Annotated in this window: 14 protein-coding genes; 10 read left to right on the forward strand and 4 right to left on the reverse strand. The window is 43.6% G+C overall.

Going from position 1 to position 17,080, the window contains the following annotated elements:
* The first annotated feature begins 143 nt into the window (after positions 1-143).
* From Q8W40_RS19740 to queC, 9 genes are all read left to right on the forward strand, one after another.
* Positions 144-824, forward strand: a complete 681-nt coding sequence (locus Q8W40_RS19740; RefSeq protein WP_305399615.1) for a GntR family transcriptional regulator — start codon at positions 144-146, stop codon at positions 822-824.
* Positions 821-1,726, forward strand: coding sequence for a methylisocitrate lyase (gene prpB / locus Q8W40_RS19745; RefSeq protein WP_305399617.1), 906 nt, complete (start codon positions 821-823; stop codon positions 1,724-1,726). The genes Q8W40_RS19740 and prpB overlap by 4 nt, the downstream gene beginning before the upstream one ends.
* Positions 1,727-1,818: 92 nt before the next feature.
* Positions 1,819-2,949, forward strand: coding sequence for a bifunctional 2-methylcitrate synthase/citrate synthase (prpC, locus tag Q8W40_RS19750; RefSeq protein WP_305399619.1), 1,131 nt, complete (start codon positions 1,819-1,821; stop codon positions 2,947-2,949).
* Positions 2,950-2,966: 17 nt separating this feature from the next.
* Entirely contained in the window at positions 2,967-4,418 is a 1,452-nt protein-coding gene (locus Q8W40_RS19755) for a bifunctional 2-methylcitrate dehydratase/aconitate hydratase (protein WP_305399620.1), read from the forward strand.
* Between the two features lie 50 nt (positions 4,419-4,468).
* Positions 4,469-6,352 (forward strand): propionyl-CoA synthetase, encoded by a 1,884-nt coding sequence (locus Q8W40_RS19760; RefSeq protein ID WP_305399622.1) that lies wholly within the window; start codon positions 4,469-4,471, stop codon positions 6,350-6,352.
* A gap of 171 nt (positions 6,353-6,523) precedes the next feature.
* Positions 6,524-7,003 carry a GNAT family N-acetyltransferase gene (locus Q8W40_RS19765; RefSeq protein ID WP_305399624.1) on the forward strand — a complete coding sequence of 160 codons (480 nt, stop codon included), beginning with the start codon at positions 6,524-6,526 and terminating at the stop codon, positions 7,001-7,003.
* A gap of 41 nt (positions 7,004-7,044) precedes the next feature.
* The gene (locus tag Q8W40_RS19770; protein WP_305399626.1) at positions 7,045-8,514 is read left to right on the forward strand and encodes a bifunctional NUDIX hydrolase/phosphatase PAP2 family protein; all 1,470 of its coding nucleotides are present in this window, start codon (positions 7,045-7,047) and stop codon (positions 8,512-8,514) included.
* 197 nt (positions 8,515-8,711) lie between these two features.
* Entirely contained in the window at positions 8,712-9,362 is a 651-nt protein-coding gene (queE, locus tag Q8W40_RS19775; protein ID WP_305399646.1) for a 7-carboxy-7-deazaguanine synthase QueE, read from the forward strand.
* A 9-nt stretch (positions 9,363-9,371) separates the two neighbouring features.
* Positions 9,372-10,073, forward strand: coding sequence for a 7-cyano-7-deazaguanine synthase QueC (queC, locus tag Q8W40_RS19780; RefSeq protein ID WP_305399627.1), 702 nt, complete (start codon positions 9,372-9,374; stop codon positions 10,071-10,073).
* Here queC and Q8W40_RS19785 read toward each other — a convergent pair.
* The 4 genes from Q8W40_RS19785 to Q8W40_RS19800 all read right to left on the reverse strand — a co-directional run bounded on the left by Q8W40_RS19785 (position 10,027) and on the right by Q8W40_RS19800 (position 14,663).
* Entirely contained in the window at positions 10,027-11,997 is a 1,971-nt protein-coding gene (locus Q8W40_RS19785) for a diguanylate cyclase (RefSeq protein WP_305399628.1), read from the reverse strand. The two genes, queC and Q8W40_RS19785, sit on opposite strands and share 47 nt — an antisense overlap.
* 259 nt (positions 11,998-12,256) lie before the next feature.
* The gene (locus tag Q8W40_RS19790) at positions 12,257-12,607 is read right to left on the reverse strand and encodes a DUF2750 domain-containing protein (protein WP_104398981.1); all 351 of its coding nucleotides are present in this window, start codon (positions 12,605-12,607) and stop codon (positions 12,257-12,259) included.
* A 128-nt stretch (positions 12,608-12,735) separates the two neighbouring features.
* Positions 12,736-13,350 (reverse strand): OmpA family protein, encoded by a 615-nt coding sequence (locus tag Q8W40_RS19795; RefSeq protein WP_305399632.1) that lies wholly within the window; start codon positions 13,348-13,350, stop codon positions 12,736-12,738.
* A gap of 11 nt (positions 13,351-13,361) precedes the next feature.
* Complete coding sequence (locus tag Q8W40_RS19800; RefSeq protein WP_305399648.1) at positions 13,362-14,663, reverse strand: TolC family outer membrane protein; 1,302 nt, start codon at positions 14,661-14,663, stop codon at positions 13,362-13,364.
* Between the two features lie 400 nt (positions 14,664-15,063).
* On the opposite strand from Q8W40_RS19800, the gene Q8W40_RS19805 reads away from it, so the two are divergent.
* Positions 15,064-17,080 (forward strand): VCBS domain-containing protein (locus Q8W40_RS19805; RefSeq protein ID WP_305399633.1); only part of this gene is annotated, 2,017 nt, incomplete at its 3' end.

Consider the following 17,080-nt stretch of genomic DNA (forward strand, 5'->3'; position numbering starts at 1 on the left):
AAGTGAATTAAGTTCATATTGTTCATGGAAGGTGAAAAAGCTAGACGTTAGTCTAAATTGTCGACAATTATATTGATATACTAGGTTTTAGTGGCTAAGTTATGATCAAACCTTAAATATTGTTGACAATGTAGAGCGAGTCGATGTCTGTAGTCACACCTGAGAAAGAAGCGACAAAATCAGAAAACCTCACCAGCAGCTTGGTAGAAGCGATTGTGGAAGGGCACATCATTCCCGGAAGCAAAATCTCTGAACCAGAGTTAGCAAAGCGATTTAATGTAAGCCGAGGTCCACTAAGAGAAGCGATAATGCGCCTTGAAGGGCTTGGGCTAATTGAACGGATCCCGCATGTTGGTGCCCGCGTTATCGAAATATCGTTAACTCACCTATCTGAGTTATATGCCGTGCGTGAAGCTTTAGAAGGTATGGCAGCGAGGTTAGCGGCGAGATACATCACCGATGAAGAAATCGAAGGTTTGAGTCAGCTATTGTCGACACATTCCGATCATATTGAACAGGTAGAGGGTTCTTCTTACTTCCACCAACACGGTGATTTCGACTTCCATTACCGAATTATTAAAGCCAGCCGAAACAGCAAGCTTGTCACCTTATTATGCGATGAGCTGTATCACTTGCTTCGAATGTATCGATATCAGTCTCCACGCTCGCATTCTCGTCCCGAGCAAGCGCTGGAAGAACATAAATTCATACTCAAAGCCATTCAAAACCGAGACGAAGAGTTAGCGGAAATTCTAATGAGAAGACACATTTCGTGCAGCCGCCAGCTTATCGAACAACAAATTCAACAGGAGAGTGACGCATGACGGCAGAGAAAGCCTCACCAGGGAAGAAGTTTCGCTTAGCGGTAGAAAATCATCATCCACTGCAAATTGTCGGTACCATCAATGCGTATTGCGCCATGATGGCAAAAAACACTGGGCATCAGGCGATTTATTTGTCTGGCGGTGGTATTGCAAATGCTTCTTATGGTTTACCCGATCTTGGTATCACCACACTCAATGATGTGCTGGTGGATGTGGAGAGAGTCACTAATGCTTGCGATTTGCCTTTGTTGGTGGATATCGATACCGGTTTTGGTGGCGCATTTAATATAGCTCGTACGGTTAAATCGATAGAGAAAGCCGGCGCAGCAGCGGTGCATATGGAAGATCAAGTCGCTCAAAAACGATGCGGTCACCGACCAAATAAAGCCATCGTATCCATACAAGAAATGACCGATCGAATTAAAGCGGCTGTGGATGCAAAAAACGACGGTGATTTTGTATTGATGGCGAGAACGGACGCGTTGGCTGTACAAGGTATGGAGAGTGCCATAGAACGCTGTATTGCGTACGTTGAGTCGGGTGCTGACATGTTGTTCCCGGAAGCTTTTGTCGAACTGAATCAATACCAAATGCTGTCTGATGCACTAACGCACCATTTTGGCTACAAGGTGCCAATACTGGCCAATATAACCGAATTTGGACAAACACCGCTTTATAAGGGAGAAGAGCTTGCGGAGTATTCTGTGGATATGGTGCTTTACCCTCTCAGCGCCTTCCGCGCCATGAATAAAGCAGCAGAAATGGTCTATTCCCATCTATTACATGAAGGCAACCAAGAAGCATTGGTTGACCAAATGCAAACACGAAAAGAGTTATATCAACACCTAAATTACCACGACTATGAGGACAAACTCGACGAGTTGTTCGCCGACAAAACATAGTCGTACACAATCCAATAACGTGAAGCTGCTGGCGTACTGTTCAACTCATAAAAATAACGAACAGGCAAAAGCACAATGACAAGGAGTCTGTCATGACAGATAAACCACTTGGTGGTGCAGGGCTGCGTGGGCAAAGCGCAGGTTCAACAGCACTATGTACCGTAGGAAAAAGCGGAACGGGGCTGACCTATCGTGGATACGACATTACGGATTTAGCTAACCATGCTGAGTTTGAAGAAGTCGCTTATTTGCTGCTGCGGGGAAAACTGCCAAACCAACGAGAGCTTGATGAATACAAGTTAACCTTAAAGCGTTTAAGAGGGTTGCCGGAACCGTTAAAGCACGCTCTGGAATTGCTACCTTCAACGGCGCACCCAATGGACGTAATGAGAACAGGTTGTTCAGTTCTTGGGAACTTAGAAACAGAAGAGTCCTTTGAGGATCAACTTGCTGCTACAGAACGTATGCTGGCTTTGTTTCCTGCGATTATTTGCTATTGGTATCGCTTCTCGCACGATGGCGTTCGAATTGATACAGATGATGAGGGTGAAGACAGCATTGGCGGTTACTTCCTAAAAATGTTATCGGACGAACCCGTTTCTGAACTCCATAAAAAGGTGATGCACTGTTCTTTGATTTTATATGCTGAACATGAATTTAATGCCTCCACATTTACCGCTCGCGTATGTGCCTCCACACTTTCAGATATTCATTCCTGTGTGACTGGCGCAATTGGAACTCTGCGTGGCCCGTTGCATGGCGGTGCAAATGAAGCGGCGATGGCGATGATTGAGAATTGGACATCAGTAGAGGAAGCGGAACGCGAGACAATGGGCATGTTAGAGCGTAAAGAGAAGATCATGGGCTTTGGTCATGCTATCTATCGTGAAAGTGACCCTCGCAATGCGCTGATAAAAACATGGTCAAAGACGTTATCGGATTCTGTTGGTGATACCCATCTTTATGCGGTAAGCGAGCGAGTCGAATCGGTCATGAAGCGTGAGAAAGATTTGTTCTGTAACGCAGATTTCTTCCACGCTTCGGCATACCACTTTATGAATATTCCCACCAAATTATTTACGCCTATTTTTGTGATGAGTCGCTTAACTGGCTGGTGTGCTCATATTTTTGAGCAAAGAGAAAACAATCGAATTATTCGACCCAGTGCCGACTATACAGGTCCAGAACACCAAGACTGGCTGCCAATCGACAAACGTCCGTAGAATTTAAGGAACAAGAAATGACACAAAATGTAGAAGTAAATGAACGCCCAGCACCTGACGACCTGCTTGTCCAAATAGCGGAATACGTCAGCAATACCAATATTCAGTCGGAAGAAGCGTATAACACAGCCCGAAATTGTTTAATGGATACGCTAGGTTGTGGGTTATTGGCGCTTAGATTCCCGGAGTGTACTAAACATCTTGGTCCAATCGTGCCAGGTACAACCGTCAGGCATGGTGCGAGAGTTCCAGGTACTAGCCATGAGTTAGATCCAATCACTGCTGCTTTTAATATTGGTTGTGTGATTCGTTGGTTGGACTTTAATGACACATGGTTGGCAGCGGAGTGGGGGCACCCGTCAGATAATCTAGGTGGGATCTTGGCTACCGCCGATTATCTAAGCCAAGTTGCTGTTGCTGAGGGGAAAGCGCCTCTCACTATGAAAGATGTTCTGACTGCCATGATCAAAGCCCACGAGATTCAAGGTGTGCTAGCGCTTGAAAACTCATACAACCGAGTTGGGTTGGATCATGTCTTGTTGGTGCGAGTTGCATCCACTGCGATTGTCACCAAAATGCTTGGAGGCAACAAAGAGCAAATTATAGATGCGGTCTCCCAAGCTTGGGTCGATGGCTGCGCGCTTAGAACGTATCGGCATGCCCCTAATGCAGGTTCACGAAAATCGTGGGCGGCTGGGGATGCAACTTCACGTGCGGTTCGACTCGCAATGATCACGATGAAAGGTGAAATGGGCTTGCCGTCTGTGTTAACGGCTCCGAAGTGGGGATACTACGACGTACTTTTCAATGGTGAACAATTTAAAGTGAATCAGCCATTTGAAAGCTACGTGATGGAAAATGTTTTATTTAAGATTTCTTTCCCTGCAGAATTCCATTCTCAAACCGCTGTGGAATGCGCCGTGGCGCTTCACAATGAAGTTAAAGATAGAATCGACCAGATCACCAGAATTGAAGTGACGACCCATGAATCTGCGATTCGTATTATTTCTAAATCCGGTAAGTTGGCGAACCCTGCGGATAGGGATCATTGCCTACAGTACATGATTGCTGTTCCATTGATTTACGGAGATTTGGTTGCAGAGTATTATGAAGATGGTTTCCACAATGGCGATCCGCGTATCGATGCACTGAGAGAGAAAATGATGATCATTGAAGACTCACGGTATAGCCGAGAGTATTTGGAGTCGGATAAGCGTTCAATTGCCAATGCGATCCAAGTCTTTTTTGATGATGGTTCGTCGACTGAGAAGATCGAAATTGAATACCCGATTGGTCATCGCCGCCGACGTGAAGAAGGTATTCCAGTACTGGAGCAAAAATTCCTTCGAAATCTACAAACCCGTTTCCCTGTGATGCGTTCTCAGCAAATCTTTGATTTATGTAAAGACCAACAAGCACTTGAAAGCACACCTGTTCATGAGTTCATGAGTTTGTTTACTATCAATTAACTGAAAATGGAGTCGTGATCGGCTCCGTTTTTGTATCGGAGGAAGAACGGATGCCTACCTACGAAAAAGAGTATCAGTTTTCTTGTAATGAACCCGAAGCGTTTTGGAAAAAACAAGCCCAAAACCTAGATTGGTTTCAGTTCCCTAAAACGATTTTAAGCAAAGACGAAAATGGCATAGACCGATGGTTCGCCGACGGAGTTTTGAATACCTGTTGGCTTGCGCTTGATTACCACATTGAGCAAGGTAATGGCGACAAAGCCGCGTTGATCTACGATTCACCGGTTACTGGAGTAAAGCGCAGTTACACTTACGCTCAGCTGCAAAAAGAAGTAGCTAAAATTGCGGGTATGCTTGTGGTGCAAGGGGTCGGTAAAGGCGACCGAGTCGTTATCTACATGCCCATGATCCCCCAAGCCGTTATGGCGATGTTAGCTTGCGCCAGAATAGGGGCAATTCACTCTGTAGTTTTTGGCGGCTTTGCGCCAAATGAGCTTGCAGTGCGGATTGAGGATGCGGAACCGAAAGTGGTGATGACGGCTTCCTGTGGTATTGAAGTAAACAAAATACTGCCGTACAAACCCATCGTCGACCAAGCCGTTATGGATAGCCGTTGGAAGCCTTCCTCTGTGATTGTTTTTCAGCGACTTGAGTGTATTGCTGCGTTGAACCAACCGCGTGATATTGAATGGCAATCCGCACAGAGCTCAGCACCTATTGCGGACTGCGTACCTGTAAAATCGACAGACCCTCTTTATATTCTTTATACATCGGGAACAACTGGAAAACCCAAAGGCGTTGTGCGTGACAACGGTGGACACGCGGTTGCGATGAAATATTCCATGTCTTGTTTGTATAACCTTCCACAAAATGGCGTGTTTTGGGCGGCATCAGATGTTGGGTGGGTAGTGGGGCATTCTTACATTGTATACGCGCCCTTGATTCATGGTTGCACAACCATACTTTTTGAAGGCAAGCCTATAAAAACACCGGATCCCGGCGCATTTTGGAGAGTCTGCGAAGAATACAATGTGAATGTACTCTTTTCTGCCCCCACGGCATTCCGAGCGATTAAAAAAGAAGATGCAGAAGGTAAACAGTTAGAGAAATATGACTTATCAAATCTAAACAGTATCTTTATGGCAGGAGAAAGGTTGGATCCGCCAACTCAAGAATGGGTGGAAACCTGTACTCGCAAACCTGTGATTGATCACTGGTGGCAAACGGAAACGGGCTGGGCGATTGCGGGAAACCCATTAGGCGTGGAAGTGTTACCGGTTAAACACGGCAGCGCAACAAAGCCCATGCCAGGCTTTGAAGTCGCCATACTTGATGAGTTTGGTCATGCTAAAGCATCTGGGCAACAAGGCTACGTTGCGATAAAGCGCCCGCTCCCCCCAAGTTGTTTGCCTACGATATGGCGTAATCACGACCGATTTGAGTCAGGTTATTTGTCTCAGTTTCCTGAGTACTATGTTTCAGGGGATGGCGGGTATTTGGATGAAGATGGTTACTTGTTCATTATGGGACGAGTGGATGATGTCATTAATGTTGCAGGGCATCGTTTATCAACAGGGGAGATGGAAGAGATTGTTGGAGGTCATCCTGCCGTTGCTGAATGTGCTGTTGTTGGGATACACGATGATCTCAAAGGTCAAACGCCGCTTGGTTTTGTGGTTCTAAAAGATGGGGTGTCGATAACCGACGATAGCATTGAAGAAGAACTGGTTGGTAAAGTTAGGGATGAGATTGGTGCCGTAGCTTGCTTCAAGCACGCGTTGGTTGTAGACCGTTTGCCAAAGACGAGGTCAGGAAAAATCCTTCGAAGAGTCATTCGCCAAATTGCAGATGGAGAACAATACACCGTGCCATCGACGATAGACGATCCCACCAGCTTAAATGAATTGGAAGACGTACTTAATCTACCCAAATAAACGGTTGCTATTTGAGCGCATCCATTGGGTGCGCTTTTTAGTCACAACTGATGAGGTTTGTTTTTGGTAGTTTTTCTCTTTGAATGGAAGTAGCAGATAGGGCTTCGAACCCTGCACATTGAAGTAGATTGAGTATATACTTAGAGTATAAGCTTTTATTCCCATAGACTTATGAGCCTCATTAAGATTCGTGCTGCCCAATCATCCGATTTGGAAGCACTCAACGATTTTATGTATGAACTTCACGACTTTCATCACAAAGTCACCCCAGAGCTGTTTAAAACGGCTGAAGATGTTGAGCAAGAAAAAAGCATTGCTCGTTATCTCGATAACCCTGAATGTTTTGTTTATGTCGCCGAGCATCCAGAACATGGAGCTATTGGGTTTATCTCAGGTCACTTCTGCGAACTACAATCTTCCATTATGAAACCTGTGCAAATGGGCAGCATTGATGAAATGTATGTTGAACCAGATTTTCGTAAACAAGGCATAGCGAGGCTACTGTTCTTACGCTTGGAGCGCTCTTTTAAAGACTGTGGAGTGAAACAAATGTTTGTAGAAGTGTGGCAGTTTAATGAAGCTGCCTTAAACTTTTATAACAACTTGGGATTAGAGCATCATATCCATTGGATGCGAAAGCCTCTCAACTAGGGTCTGATCTAATCGATTCTTAATTTTAGGGATTACACATTGTGACATTTCGTCGTCTGTTTTCATGTTTCATTTTTCTAGTATTCATCTCTTTTACCAGTTTGTCCGTATCCGCCACTGCCTCTGCTAGCACGGAATCTCCTCAGAAATACAAAGGCGCACTATGTTTGATTGCAAGCCATGATGGGCGCATTGTCATGGTGCGAGAGGCCATCACTGGGCAGATTTCAATCCCAGGAGGTCATGTCGAAGAAGGGGAAGACCCAGCGAAAGCGGCAGAGCGAGAAGCTTGGGAAGAGTCTGGTTTGGTTGTTACTGCTCTTGGGAAGTTAGGCGTTTTAGGTAATGCCGCTTTATACGATTGCGTATCAGATTCTCCCATCGTCGCGTTCAATCATACTGATGAAGCAGGTCATCACATCGTTCCGGCTTGGTTTGCGCCACATTATGGTATTGAAACCAAACAAGTGGTGCTTGCGAAAGTGGGCGAAGTAAATAAGGCGACGTACAGATACCCGTCTCAAATAGAAGCTTTGCAATACTACTCCGGAAAAGCGACAAGACAAAAAGTAGCGTACATCGATGATATCGTCGAAGCGGCGCCTCCGATGCACCAAGCGGAAATTAAGTACATTAAAGCGCTTCAAGATGGTGTTTTAAGTGCTCCACCAGCATTGGTTCCGTATATCCATGCCTTTCTCTATGTTGGAGACACGCTAGCAAGTCCTTGGATGCTGATTTTATTAATACCAACAGCATTTATGGTGTTTGGACGTTACTTCGGTGCGGAATTACTCTTCGCTGTGGTCAGTGTGGCGATTTTGGCTTTAGTTGCGCAAGTTGGAGTAGGGTTTGCTCGCCCTCACGCCTTTATGCCTGAATTGATGCTTGGTGACACGTTTGGGTTTGGAATGCCGAGCATGACGAGCGCACTCATGGTGACGGTGTTAGGTCTATTTTATTTGCACGCTACCCGTGAATATCCGATTGAAGTCGTGCGACGTTACCTGCCGTCGATTATAACTATTGTGCTCTTCCATGGCGTGTCTAGTGTTTATCTCGGGGCGCAATACTTCTCAGACGTTTTGGTTGGTATTGCTCTTGGGGCAATGGCTGTTTGGCATTTTAATCGCCTAGACAAAAAAGACGAAGTTCATACGGGACAAATACTAAGCAGTGCGTCTGTTTGGTGGGTAGTGGTCGTTATTATCGCAGGGTTGGCGACATTATGGCCACGACCTGACTTTGCGAATTGGTTTGCTACTTCGATTGCTATTGCAGCAGTTTTTACCTTCTTGAAACCGAAAGTGGAATCTCGTCATCGCAGCGTCAAACATATCGTGAGTGTGATAGCTGTGTTAGTGCTAACCAATTTATTGTTTGGGGTCGTGCAGGGGATTTTGAATTACAGTTCTATCATTGCGTTGGCTCTAGAAGCGCTTAGATACCCAATCCTCGTATTGATATTTGCAATCACTCAGCTTCGTACGGGCAAAGACCAAAGAATGTAGGCCATTCATGGCATTAGGATAGGATCTTTCGAGGTCCTATTTTTTGTGCCTTTTACAAACACTGGTATGTTCTACAGAAGTGCGTATAATCCGGCAGTTTGCTGTTCGCTAGGCGGTATTTGTCCAGCAGTAAACCCTATTAAAAATCCGGATTAAGAAGTGTTCACGTTTTGAGTAGCCAGTACAAAATCAACGAAATGTTTGAAACCATCCAAGGTGAAGGTACTTTTACAGGGGTGCCTTCGGTGTTTGTTCGTCTGCAAGAATGCCCTGTAGGGTGTGCTTGGTGTGATACAAAACAAACGTGGGAAGCCGAAGAAAAAGATTTGGCGCCAATTGGCGATATCATGGTGAAAACAGAAGACTCTCCTACATGGTGTTTTGTTTCAGCTGAGCAAATTGTCGAGCAGTACAAGTTACACGGATTTAGCGCTAAGAATATCGTGATAACGGGTGGCGAACCGTGTGTATACGACTTGGTGAACCTAACAGAAGCTTTCGAGACAATTGGTTGCCAATGTCAGATCGAAACCAGTGGAACTTTTGAAGTAAAAGCAACGGATTCAACTTGGGTAACGGTTTCTCCAAAAATTGCGATGAAAGGAAAGCTACCTGTTCTCAAGTCCGCATTGGAACGAGCCGACGAAATAAAGCACCCGGTTGGAACGCAAAAAGACATAGACCAGCTAGATGAACTGATAACCAGCGCTAACGTGTCTGAAAAGACGACGATAGCCCTTCAGCCAATCAGCCAGAAGCCAAGAGCAACAAAACTGTGTATCGATACCTGTATTGAACGAAACTGGCGTCTCTCTGTTCAAACTCATAAGTACTTAAACATTGCATAGGGCCGTAATATGAAAAAAGCCGTTGTCGTTTTTAGTGGTGGTCAAGACTCCACAACTTGTCTTGTTCAAGCGATAGAAGAATTTGATGAAGTACACGCGATTACGTTTGATTATGGTCAGCGTCATAAGCTTGAAATTGAAGTGGCTGAAAAACTAGCCAGTGATCTCAATATTGCCGCTCATAAAGTGATGGATGTTGGCTTACTGAACGAGCTAGCAATCAGTTCGTTAACGCGTGATGACATTCCTGTCTCACATGAACTGCAAGACAATGGATTACCTAATTCGTTTGTTCCCGGTCGAAACATCCTTTTCCTGACTCTAGCTGGAATTTACGCTTATCAAATTGGCGCAGAGACTGTCATTACAGGCGTGTGTGAAACCGATTTTTCTGGTTACCCTGATTGCCGCGATGAGTTTGTAAAATCAATGAACAAAGCGCTTGTTTCCGGCATGGATAAAACGTTAGAGATTAAAACCCCGTTGATGTGGCTGAATAAGGCAGAAACGTGGGCAATGGCCGATCAATATAAAGCACTGGAATTGGTACGTTCTCACACGCTGACGTGTTACAACGGGATCATTGGCGATGGTTGCGGTGATTGTCCTTCTTGTGATCTGCGCTCTGCAGGGCTTAACGAGTATTTAGATAATCAAGAATCAGTTATGCAGTCATTGGTTTCGAAGCAGGGTGAGGAACGTTGTCAATAGGGTCGGTATACGCATCGACAATACAGTTTCTGCCATTTGTTTTCGCCTGATATAACGCTTGATCGAGGATCGAATACAAAATATCAAAATCACTGAGCTTTTCTGATGTCGCAAGATAAGAAAAGCTCGCGGTTAAATTCAGTGATTGATGGTCTTCCGACATAAAGTGGCTGATTTCAATCGTCTCTCGCATTTTTTCTACGCGGTGCCAAATTTGTTCTTCCGAAACGTCGCTCAGTAAGACTAAAAACTCTTCGCCCCCAATTCTTCCTATACAGTCCTTTTCTTCGAGCTGTTCCTTAATTGTTTTAGCAACGTGCTTCAGCGCAATGTCCCCAGTTGGATGGCCATAGCTGTCATTGATGTCCTTAAAATTATCTAGATCAAAAAGAACTAACACGTGCTTGTGGCTACTAGAAGAGGATTGTGGATGCCTGCGGATTTTGTCCAAAATAGTTAATCGATTGAATGTTTGCGTAAGCGAATCTTTTTCGGCGGTTTGTCTTGTCTTTTTATTGGCATACAAGATGCCTCCAATAATAAAAAACAGGACAACCATAAACATTCTGTTCATCATATCGCGTTGTGTTAGGTTATCGAGCTGGTGTTTTTGTTCGGTATTTTTCAAAACCAACTTCGAATTTTGAAGTTCCTCTTCTAATTTGCTTTTACTCAAATCTAAGGCTTCAAAAGCGTTTTGATTTTCGATATCACGCTTATTGATTTCGAGTGTGTGAAACTGTTTGTAGTGCTCTAACGCTTTCTCGAAATCGCCTGTCTGTTCATGTATTTGTGATAGTAGGGAGTGCGCTGAAGCTTCAAACAAAGGCAATTCGTCATTTTGAGCAATTCTTACTGCGGTTTCAGCATATTCAATGGCTACGTTGTAAACCTTTCTGGCTAGGTACTCCTCGCTGAGGCTTAACGCTATTTTTATCTTCATTTCACGGTTGTTTTGCTCGGCAGCCATATCCATTGCCTGATGAAGGTAAGCATTACTTAAATCATGATGACCTAGTTTTGTATTGAGTTTTCCTAAGCTTATGTAGGAAAGGGCGATTCCGTACTGGTGATCGAGTTCCTTCAATATTTCTAGCGATTTTTGAAAAAACTGCTGTGATTTATCAAATTGATCTGTAGTGAGATAGAAATTGCCGAGGTTGTGCATTATTTGAGCTTTCGCTAGCGGTAAGGTGCTTGGCTCACTTCGCAATTCTAGCGATTTTAAAAGGTAAGTTTCGGCTTCGTCGTATCTCCCCATATCAACAAGAAGATTACCTATGTCGTTGTAATTGCCAGAATTATCATGGTAAGGCTTGGAGTTTGAAATGATTTCGAAGTACTTAACTAACGCCGTTTTGTAGTCTCCAAGGTATGAATAGTTATTAGCAAGTAGACGATAAGCGACTCTTAGCGGTATGAATGGGTCTTCCATTTGCTCTAAGTGGCTGACGACTGATGCACAATAAAACTTCGCGCTGTGGTGTTCACCCATTCGGCTAAGCAGCAGGCACAACTGATATTCAATTAATGTTCTACTTTGATAGTCGTGAGTGACCTTTGTTTGGTTTATTAAATTTTTAAGTTTTGCATAAGAAGCTTGATTGTTACCACTTGCTTCGTCGTTAAGTGCTTCAATTAGCGTATGTTGAAATTTGTCGAAACTGGTTGGAACATCGGGTAATTGGCTGTAATAAGGCTGCTTACGAATGGAATAAAATCGGAAGATCTGCGTCGAGATATAGAGCTTTTCTGCATTGTCCGGAAGTATGATATGACGTTCTTGAAGCATCATTAACGCGGCATGTTCATTGTTTTTTAATTGATTAGCATACAGCTCATTCCAGCTCTCGCGATCAAACGCTGAAGCAGTAAAGGTGACAAATGCGGTGATAATACTAGCGAGTAGATTACTCTTTCTCACTTATGCTCCCGAGTGAATATTGGATAAGGGAGTTATTGTACGTGTGCAGACATATGAAAATAGTACAAATGTCACCTTTTGAAACAGAAAATGAGATTTGTGCAAAAGAAAAACTGAATTAGTGAAGTGAGCCGAAAATAATAGGAATTGCCCTATCTTAAATCATTATCTCTGCGATAGAAATTAGACGTTATTTGAAATAAAAAAGCCTAGAGATATTTAATCTCTAGGCTTTAGATTTCTGAAATTTGAATATCTTTTAAAGGTAGAGTTTCGCTAGATCGGAAGGCTCCAATTCTTTACCTTCCAAAGTTGCATTCCAATTTGTTCCAATTAGAACGCCATCTTCAGCTAACGTGATTAACCAGTCTTCGACAAAAATATCTAATGGGATTTCTAATACTTCAAAATCGGCCCATTCTTCAACATTGTGTAATTCTGCATCTTCACGAGAAGACCAAAATGGCATTACTTCACTGCTTTCAAACTCTGTTGAATCGCAAGCTAGCCAACCCTCTTCATTTCGCAAGCCCCAAACCAATTTGGTTTGCTTGGTTTCTTCAACGAATAGTTTTAGGTTAGATTCGATGTCTGAAGTTAGTTTTGTCATCGGGGTATCCAATAAGATTAATAAATTCGCCGAAAGGGTAGCACTTTCCGTGTATTTTGACACGGTAAAGATAGAAAAATAAAAAAGCCAGGTTTATTAAAACCTGGCTTCTGTTTGAACGGAGACCGTTATTTTTTCTTAGTGGTAAATATGTTCCACTCGCTGATAACAGAACCTTTGTAACCCACTACAGTAGCGACTACTCGACGGTTCAGTGCATGGCTGACTTGGCTTTCACCCAAATCATCCAATACAGAATCGCCAAAACCGATTGTTTTGATTCGAGTATGGCTAACACCATAGCTAACCAAAGATTCTCGTACAGCCTTAGCGCGCCTTTTCGACAAGTCTAAGTTGTGTTCTGCGTTACCCGTTTTGCTTGCAAAGCCTTGTAATTCGATTGAGGTTTCTGGGTACGCATCTAGAAACTCAGCCATGGTTCTAATTTGGGTAATGAAAGCAGGTGTAATGACATCGGAATCATTTGCAAACAATACTTTAAGCTGCTTTTTTTCTTGTGCCTCTATGTATGTCTCACACCCATCATTATCGACTTGAGAACCCCGTGGAGTGCCTGTACATAGGTCACGAGCATTAACCACACCATCATAATCGTCATCACTGAGATCGGCGACCTGATCTGACTTAGGCATTTCGATGTAGTCGTATTCATCGTTTTGATTAGCATGAGCTTGCCAAGATAATGCAAGCAGAGCAGAACACGCTATTGCTAGAAACTTCATTAACTTCAACCTTAATATTCTACAGATTCTTTCCACTCGTCTGGAATCTCAACCAGAAGAGAGTCAAGTAATACGCCAGAGGCATTCATGACACGATATTTAGCTGACTGTTCGGCATAATGAGCATCAATGTACGCTTTACGGGCTTCAAACAATTCATTCTCAGTATTCAGCAAATCGAGAAGAGTACGCTTACCGATTCGATATTGCTTTTCGTAAGCAATCACGGTTTCAGCAGCAGAATCAACATGGTCAGCCAAAAACTCTTTTTGTTGTAAAGTCAGATCCAGTGCACTCCAAGACAGCTGCAAGCTCTCTTTTATAGTACGGTAGGTTCTGTCTCGTAAATCTTTCGATTTATTCAACTGGTATGCGGCGCGCTCAGAGTTTGCAGTATCAGAACCACCATTATATAGGTTATATCTCATACGAAGCATAGCGCTGGCTTCATCTGCTTGACCACGTACACCGCCTGCATCTTCACGCCAAGTGCCTGAAGCTTCAAATGAAAACGTGGGGTAGTTTACGCCTTTAGATTGGTCGTATTGGAAGCGTGCAGCATCGACATCTGAAATGGCAATCTTTATTACAGGATGACTTTGATATGCGTGATTTATGGCGTCTTCGAAAGTAAGAGGTATAGAAGTTTCATCAGCACGAGGGAAAATCAAACCCTGTGGTGTTTGACCTACTAAACGTGTGAACTGAGTGTGTGCATCGAAGATATTGTTTTGAGCGGCAAGCAAATTACCATGTGCTTTTGCAATACGCGCTTCAACTTGAGACACATCGGCAACAGAACCAATACCTGATTCTGCTCTGCGTTTAATATCTTTATATATCTTCTTATGCACTGCCAAGTTGCTTTCTGATAGTGCCAATATTTCTTCAGACTTTACTGCTTCAAGATAAATCTGTGCAACTTCAAGTGCTTTATCTTGTGCATTTGCAAGGAGTTGAAGCCTCATTGATTCAGCTTCAGCGGCTGTTCTATCAATGTTGTTTAGTGTGGATGAACCGTCCCAAATTAATTGAGTAAATGTTAGTGTTGCTTCTTTTCTGGTTAAGTCTGTTGTTTCGCTGTTTTCGGGAGCAGGGTTTACGTGCTCAAATCCGATACCTGCATCCAAATCCAATTTAGGAAGGTATGCACCAGAAGCCGCCTCGTTATCTTTTCGATAACTCATGTAGTCACTAAATGCACTCTTAAGTTCTGGGTTGGTGGCGAGCGTAATGGCCACGGCTTGCTCCAAAGTTTGAGCAGAAACACTTGTGGCGATCGAGCCAGCAAGTAAGTAGCCAATGGCACCTATATAACGTCCTTTCACTTTACCTCTCCAGTTAAGTTATTTTTTTATCTATATGTATTTTATCGTAATTATAATCTCATTTATGAGATGCATGCAAAATACAAATAAATGAGCGAGCTACATATTGCGGCATTTGTCTTCTATAAGCTATTGAATGTTTTTGAAGACAATAAGTTAAATAGTGTCATTCTCACTTTTGAAACTGATAAGTGTTAATAAATACATATACTTAAAATGGTCAAATAATATCGGTTGAGATAAATAGAATCCAATTATAAGCATCGGTTCTGTAAGCTTTTAAATAAATTATAGCTGCTTATTATCTCAGCGTTTATCCGTTCATTTTAAGTTGCGTAATTTAGTCATAAGTACGTGATGGTTTGCTTCTCTGGGAGTTGTAAATATGGCCGCTTTTTCTCCTTTATTTTCTGCAGGCTTGTCTGCACTGGGTAAAGTTATCGTAATAGACACTCGAGGTGACTTAAAAATTGTCTCTGAGGATTATGCACTCCTACCTGGGGAAGTCTTTGTCGCTATAGATGATGAGGTCGTTTTGGCTGAGCTTCCTGTGAAAGAGGCTGAGCCGGAGCTTTCAACGGATATTGACCAAATATTGGCGACAATTGAATCAGGTCAAGACCCTACCTTACTTGTGGATTTCGCCTCCGCTGCAGGGGTTGAACCACCATCACAAGAAAAAATTCTAATTATCGATATTGCGGGTAACATCAAAATTGTACCTGCAAATACGATACTGGTTGCAGGTGAGGTTGTTCTACAAGATGAAAGCGGATTGTTGCTATTCTCAGAAAGCGATCTGCCGACGACTTCTATTGTTGGTGATGATGGTGAACTGATTAGTCTCGATACCGACCCAGAGATTGACCAAATATTTGCTGCGTTAGAGGCCGGAGAGGATCCGACTCAAATTGAAGAACTTGCTCCTGCAGCTGGTGGTGGGGCTGGTGGGTCGTCAATAGGCTTGTCAGGTGAAATTGAACGAACAGATGCACAGGTTTTAGCATCAACATCTTTCGATACGTCTGGAATACAAAGCCAGGGTTTATCTGAAACACAGAGCCTTTCTTTGCTCAACCTTTTGCAAATCGCCGCGATCAATCAGTTACCTTCTGCTCAAAACTTTAATGCCGCTTTGGATGAAGATACGTCTATTGTTGGCCAAGTATTGGCGACAGACGCAGACCTTCCATCTGGAGCAAGCCTGACTTACTCAACAACGTCGACGGCTATTGGTTTAACTTTCAACACGGATGGCGGCTATACGTTTGATGCATCAAGTTATGATTCACTGTCTGAAGGTGAAGAACTGGTTATTACTATTCCTTACACTGCGACAGATAATTTAGGTGGTTCTGGCTCCGGTATATTAACGATCACAATTACGGGCACAAATGATGCACCTGTTGCTAAGGCTGAATCTTTCTCAGTAAATGAAGACGAGACCTTCTCGGGGCAAATGGACGCCACCGATATCGACCTGCCAGCGGGTAGCGTTTTAGACTTCTCTATTACCGACACAATTGAAGGGCTGACCTTCAATAATGATGGGTCTTATACTTTTGATGCCAGCAGCTACGATTACCTGCAGGAAGGGAAAATACTACAAATACCAGTTGTAGTAACCGTAACCGATGAAGCGGGAGGGACTGATACAACAACGCTGACCATTACTATTGTGGGTACCAATGATGCGTCTGTTGTGTCGGCAGATACCAGAACTCTGACAGAAACAAACAGTGTTCTTACTTCTTCAGGAACACTGACTAGCACAGATGTCGATGGACCGGATAACAGTTTTACCGCCAATACCATAACTAACGACTTTGGCACGTTTGTCATTGATGTAGATGGAAACTGGACGTTTTCATCCAATGGTGCATTTGATCACCTTCGTGTTGGAGAAGAGGCCAGTTTTACCTACCCCGTCACAACAGCCGATGGCACAGCCAGCTCGGTTGAAATCACCATTCAAGGTACGAATGACTTACCTGTTGTAGAAGAACGTTTAGGCGGTTGGACCCAAGAAGATAGCACCACTCGTATTGTTAAAAATCTAGTTGTTCAGGATTTGGATAACGACAATCATACGTTTGCCGTAGCGGGCGGGACCGCACCGGCAGACAGCGTAGGTATCTTCAAAATAAATGCCGAAGGGGTTTGGACGTTTGAATTGATCCCCGGCAAAGCGGACTACCTGAAAGAAGGTCAGAAACTGTTTGAAACCTATCAAGTCAAAGTGACGGATGAAGATGGCGGCGAAACAACAGTAGAGGTCTTAATTGGTATTAAGGGCACCAACGATGCGTCGGTTGTGTCGTCAGATTCGGTCACGCTCGTTGAAACCGACAGTGTTCTTACTTCTTCAGGAACACTGACTAGCACGGATGTAGATGGACCGG

The sequence above is a fragment of the Vibrio penaeicida genome, from assembly GCF_030689305.1.
Lineage (GTDB): Bacteria > Pseudomonadota > Gammaproteobacteria > Enterobacterales > Vibrionaceae > Vibrio > Vibrio penaeicida_B.

Bases quoted from the DNA above. Each gene is read 5' to 3' on its own strand.
- Q8W40_RS19790 (WP_104398981.1), bottom strand. From the start codon at position 12,607: ATGACAAAACTAACTTCAGACATCGAATCTAACCTAAAACTATTCGTT.
- queE (WP_305399646.1), top strand. From the start codon at position 8,712: ATGTTTGAAACCATCCAAGGTGAAGGTACTTTTACAGGGGTGCCTTCG.
- Q8W40_RS19755 (WP_305399620.1), top strand. From the start codon at position 2,967: ATGACACAAAATGTAGAAGTAAATGAACGCCCAGCACCTGACGACCTG.
- prpC (WP_305399619.1), top strand. From the start codon at position 1,819: ATGACAGATAAACCACTTGGTGGTGCAGGGCTGCGTGGGCAAAGCGCA.
- prpB (WP_305399617.1), top strand. From the start codon at position 821: ATGACGGCAGAGAAAGCCTCACCAGGGAAGAAGTTTCGCTTAGCGGTA.
- queC (WP_305399627.1), top strand. From the start codon at position 9,372: ATGAAAAAAGCCGTTGTCGTTTTTAGTGGTGGTCAAGACTCCACAACT.
- Q8W40_RS19760 (WP_305399622.1), top strand. From the start codon at position 4,469: ATGCCTACCTACGAAAAAGAGTATCAGTTTTCTTGTAATGAACCCGAA.
- Q8W40_RS19765 (WP_305399624.1), top strand. From the start codon at position 6,524: ATGAGCCTCATTAAGATTCGTGCTGCCCAATCATCCGATTTGGAAGCA.
- Q8W40_RS19740 (WP_305399615.1), top strand. From the start codon at position 144: ATGTCTGTAGTCACACCTGAGAAAGAAGCGACAAAATCAGAAAACCTC.
- Q8W40_RS19795 (WP_305399632.1), bottom strand. From the start codon at position 13,350: ATGAAGTTTCTAGCAATAGCGTGTTCTGCTCTGCTTGCATTATCTTGG.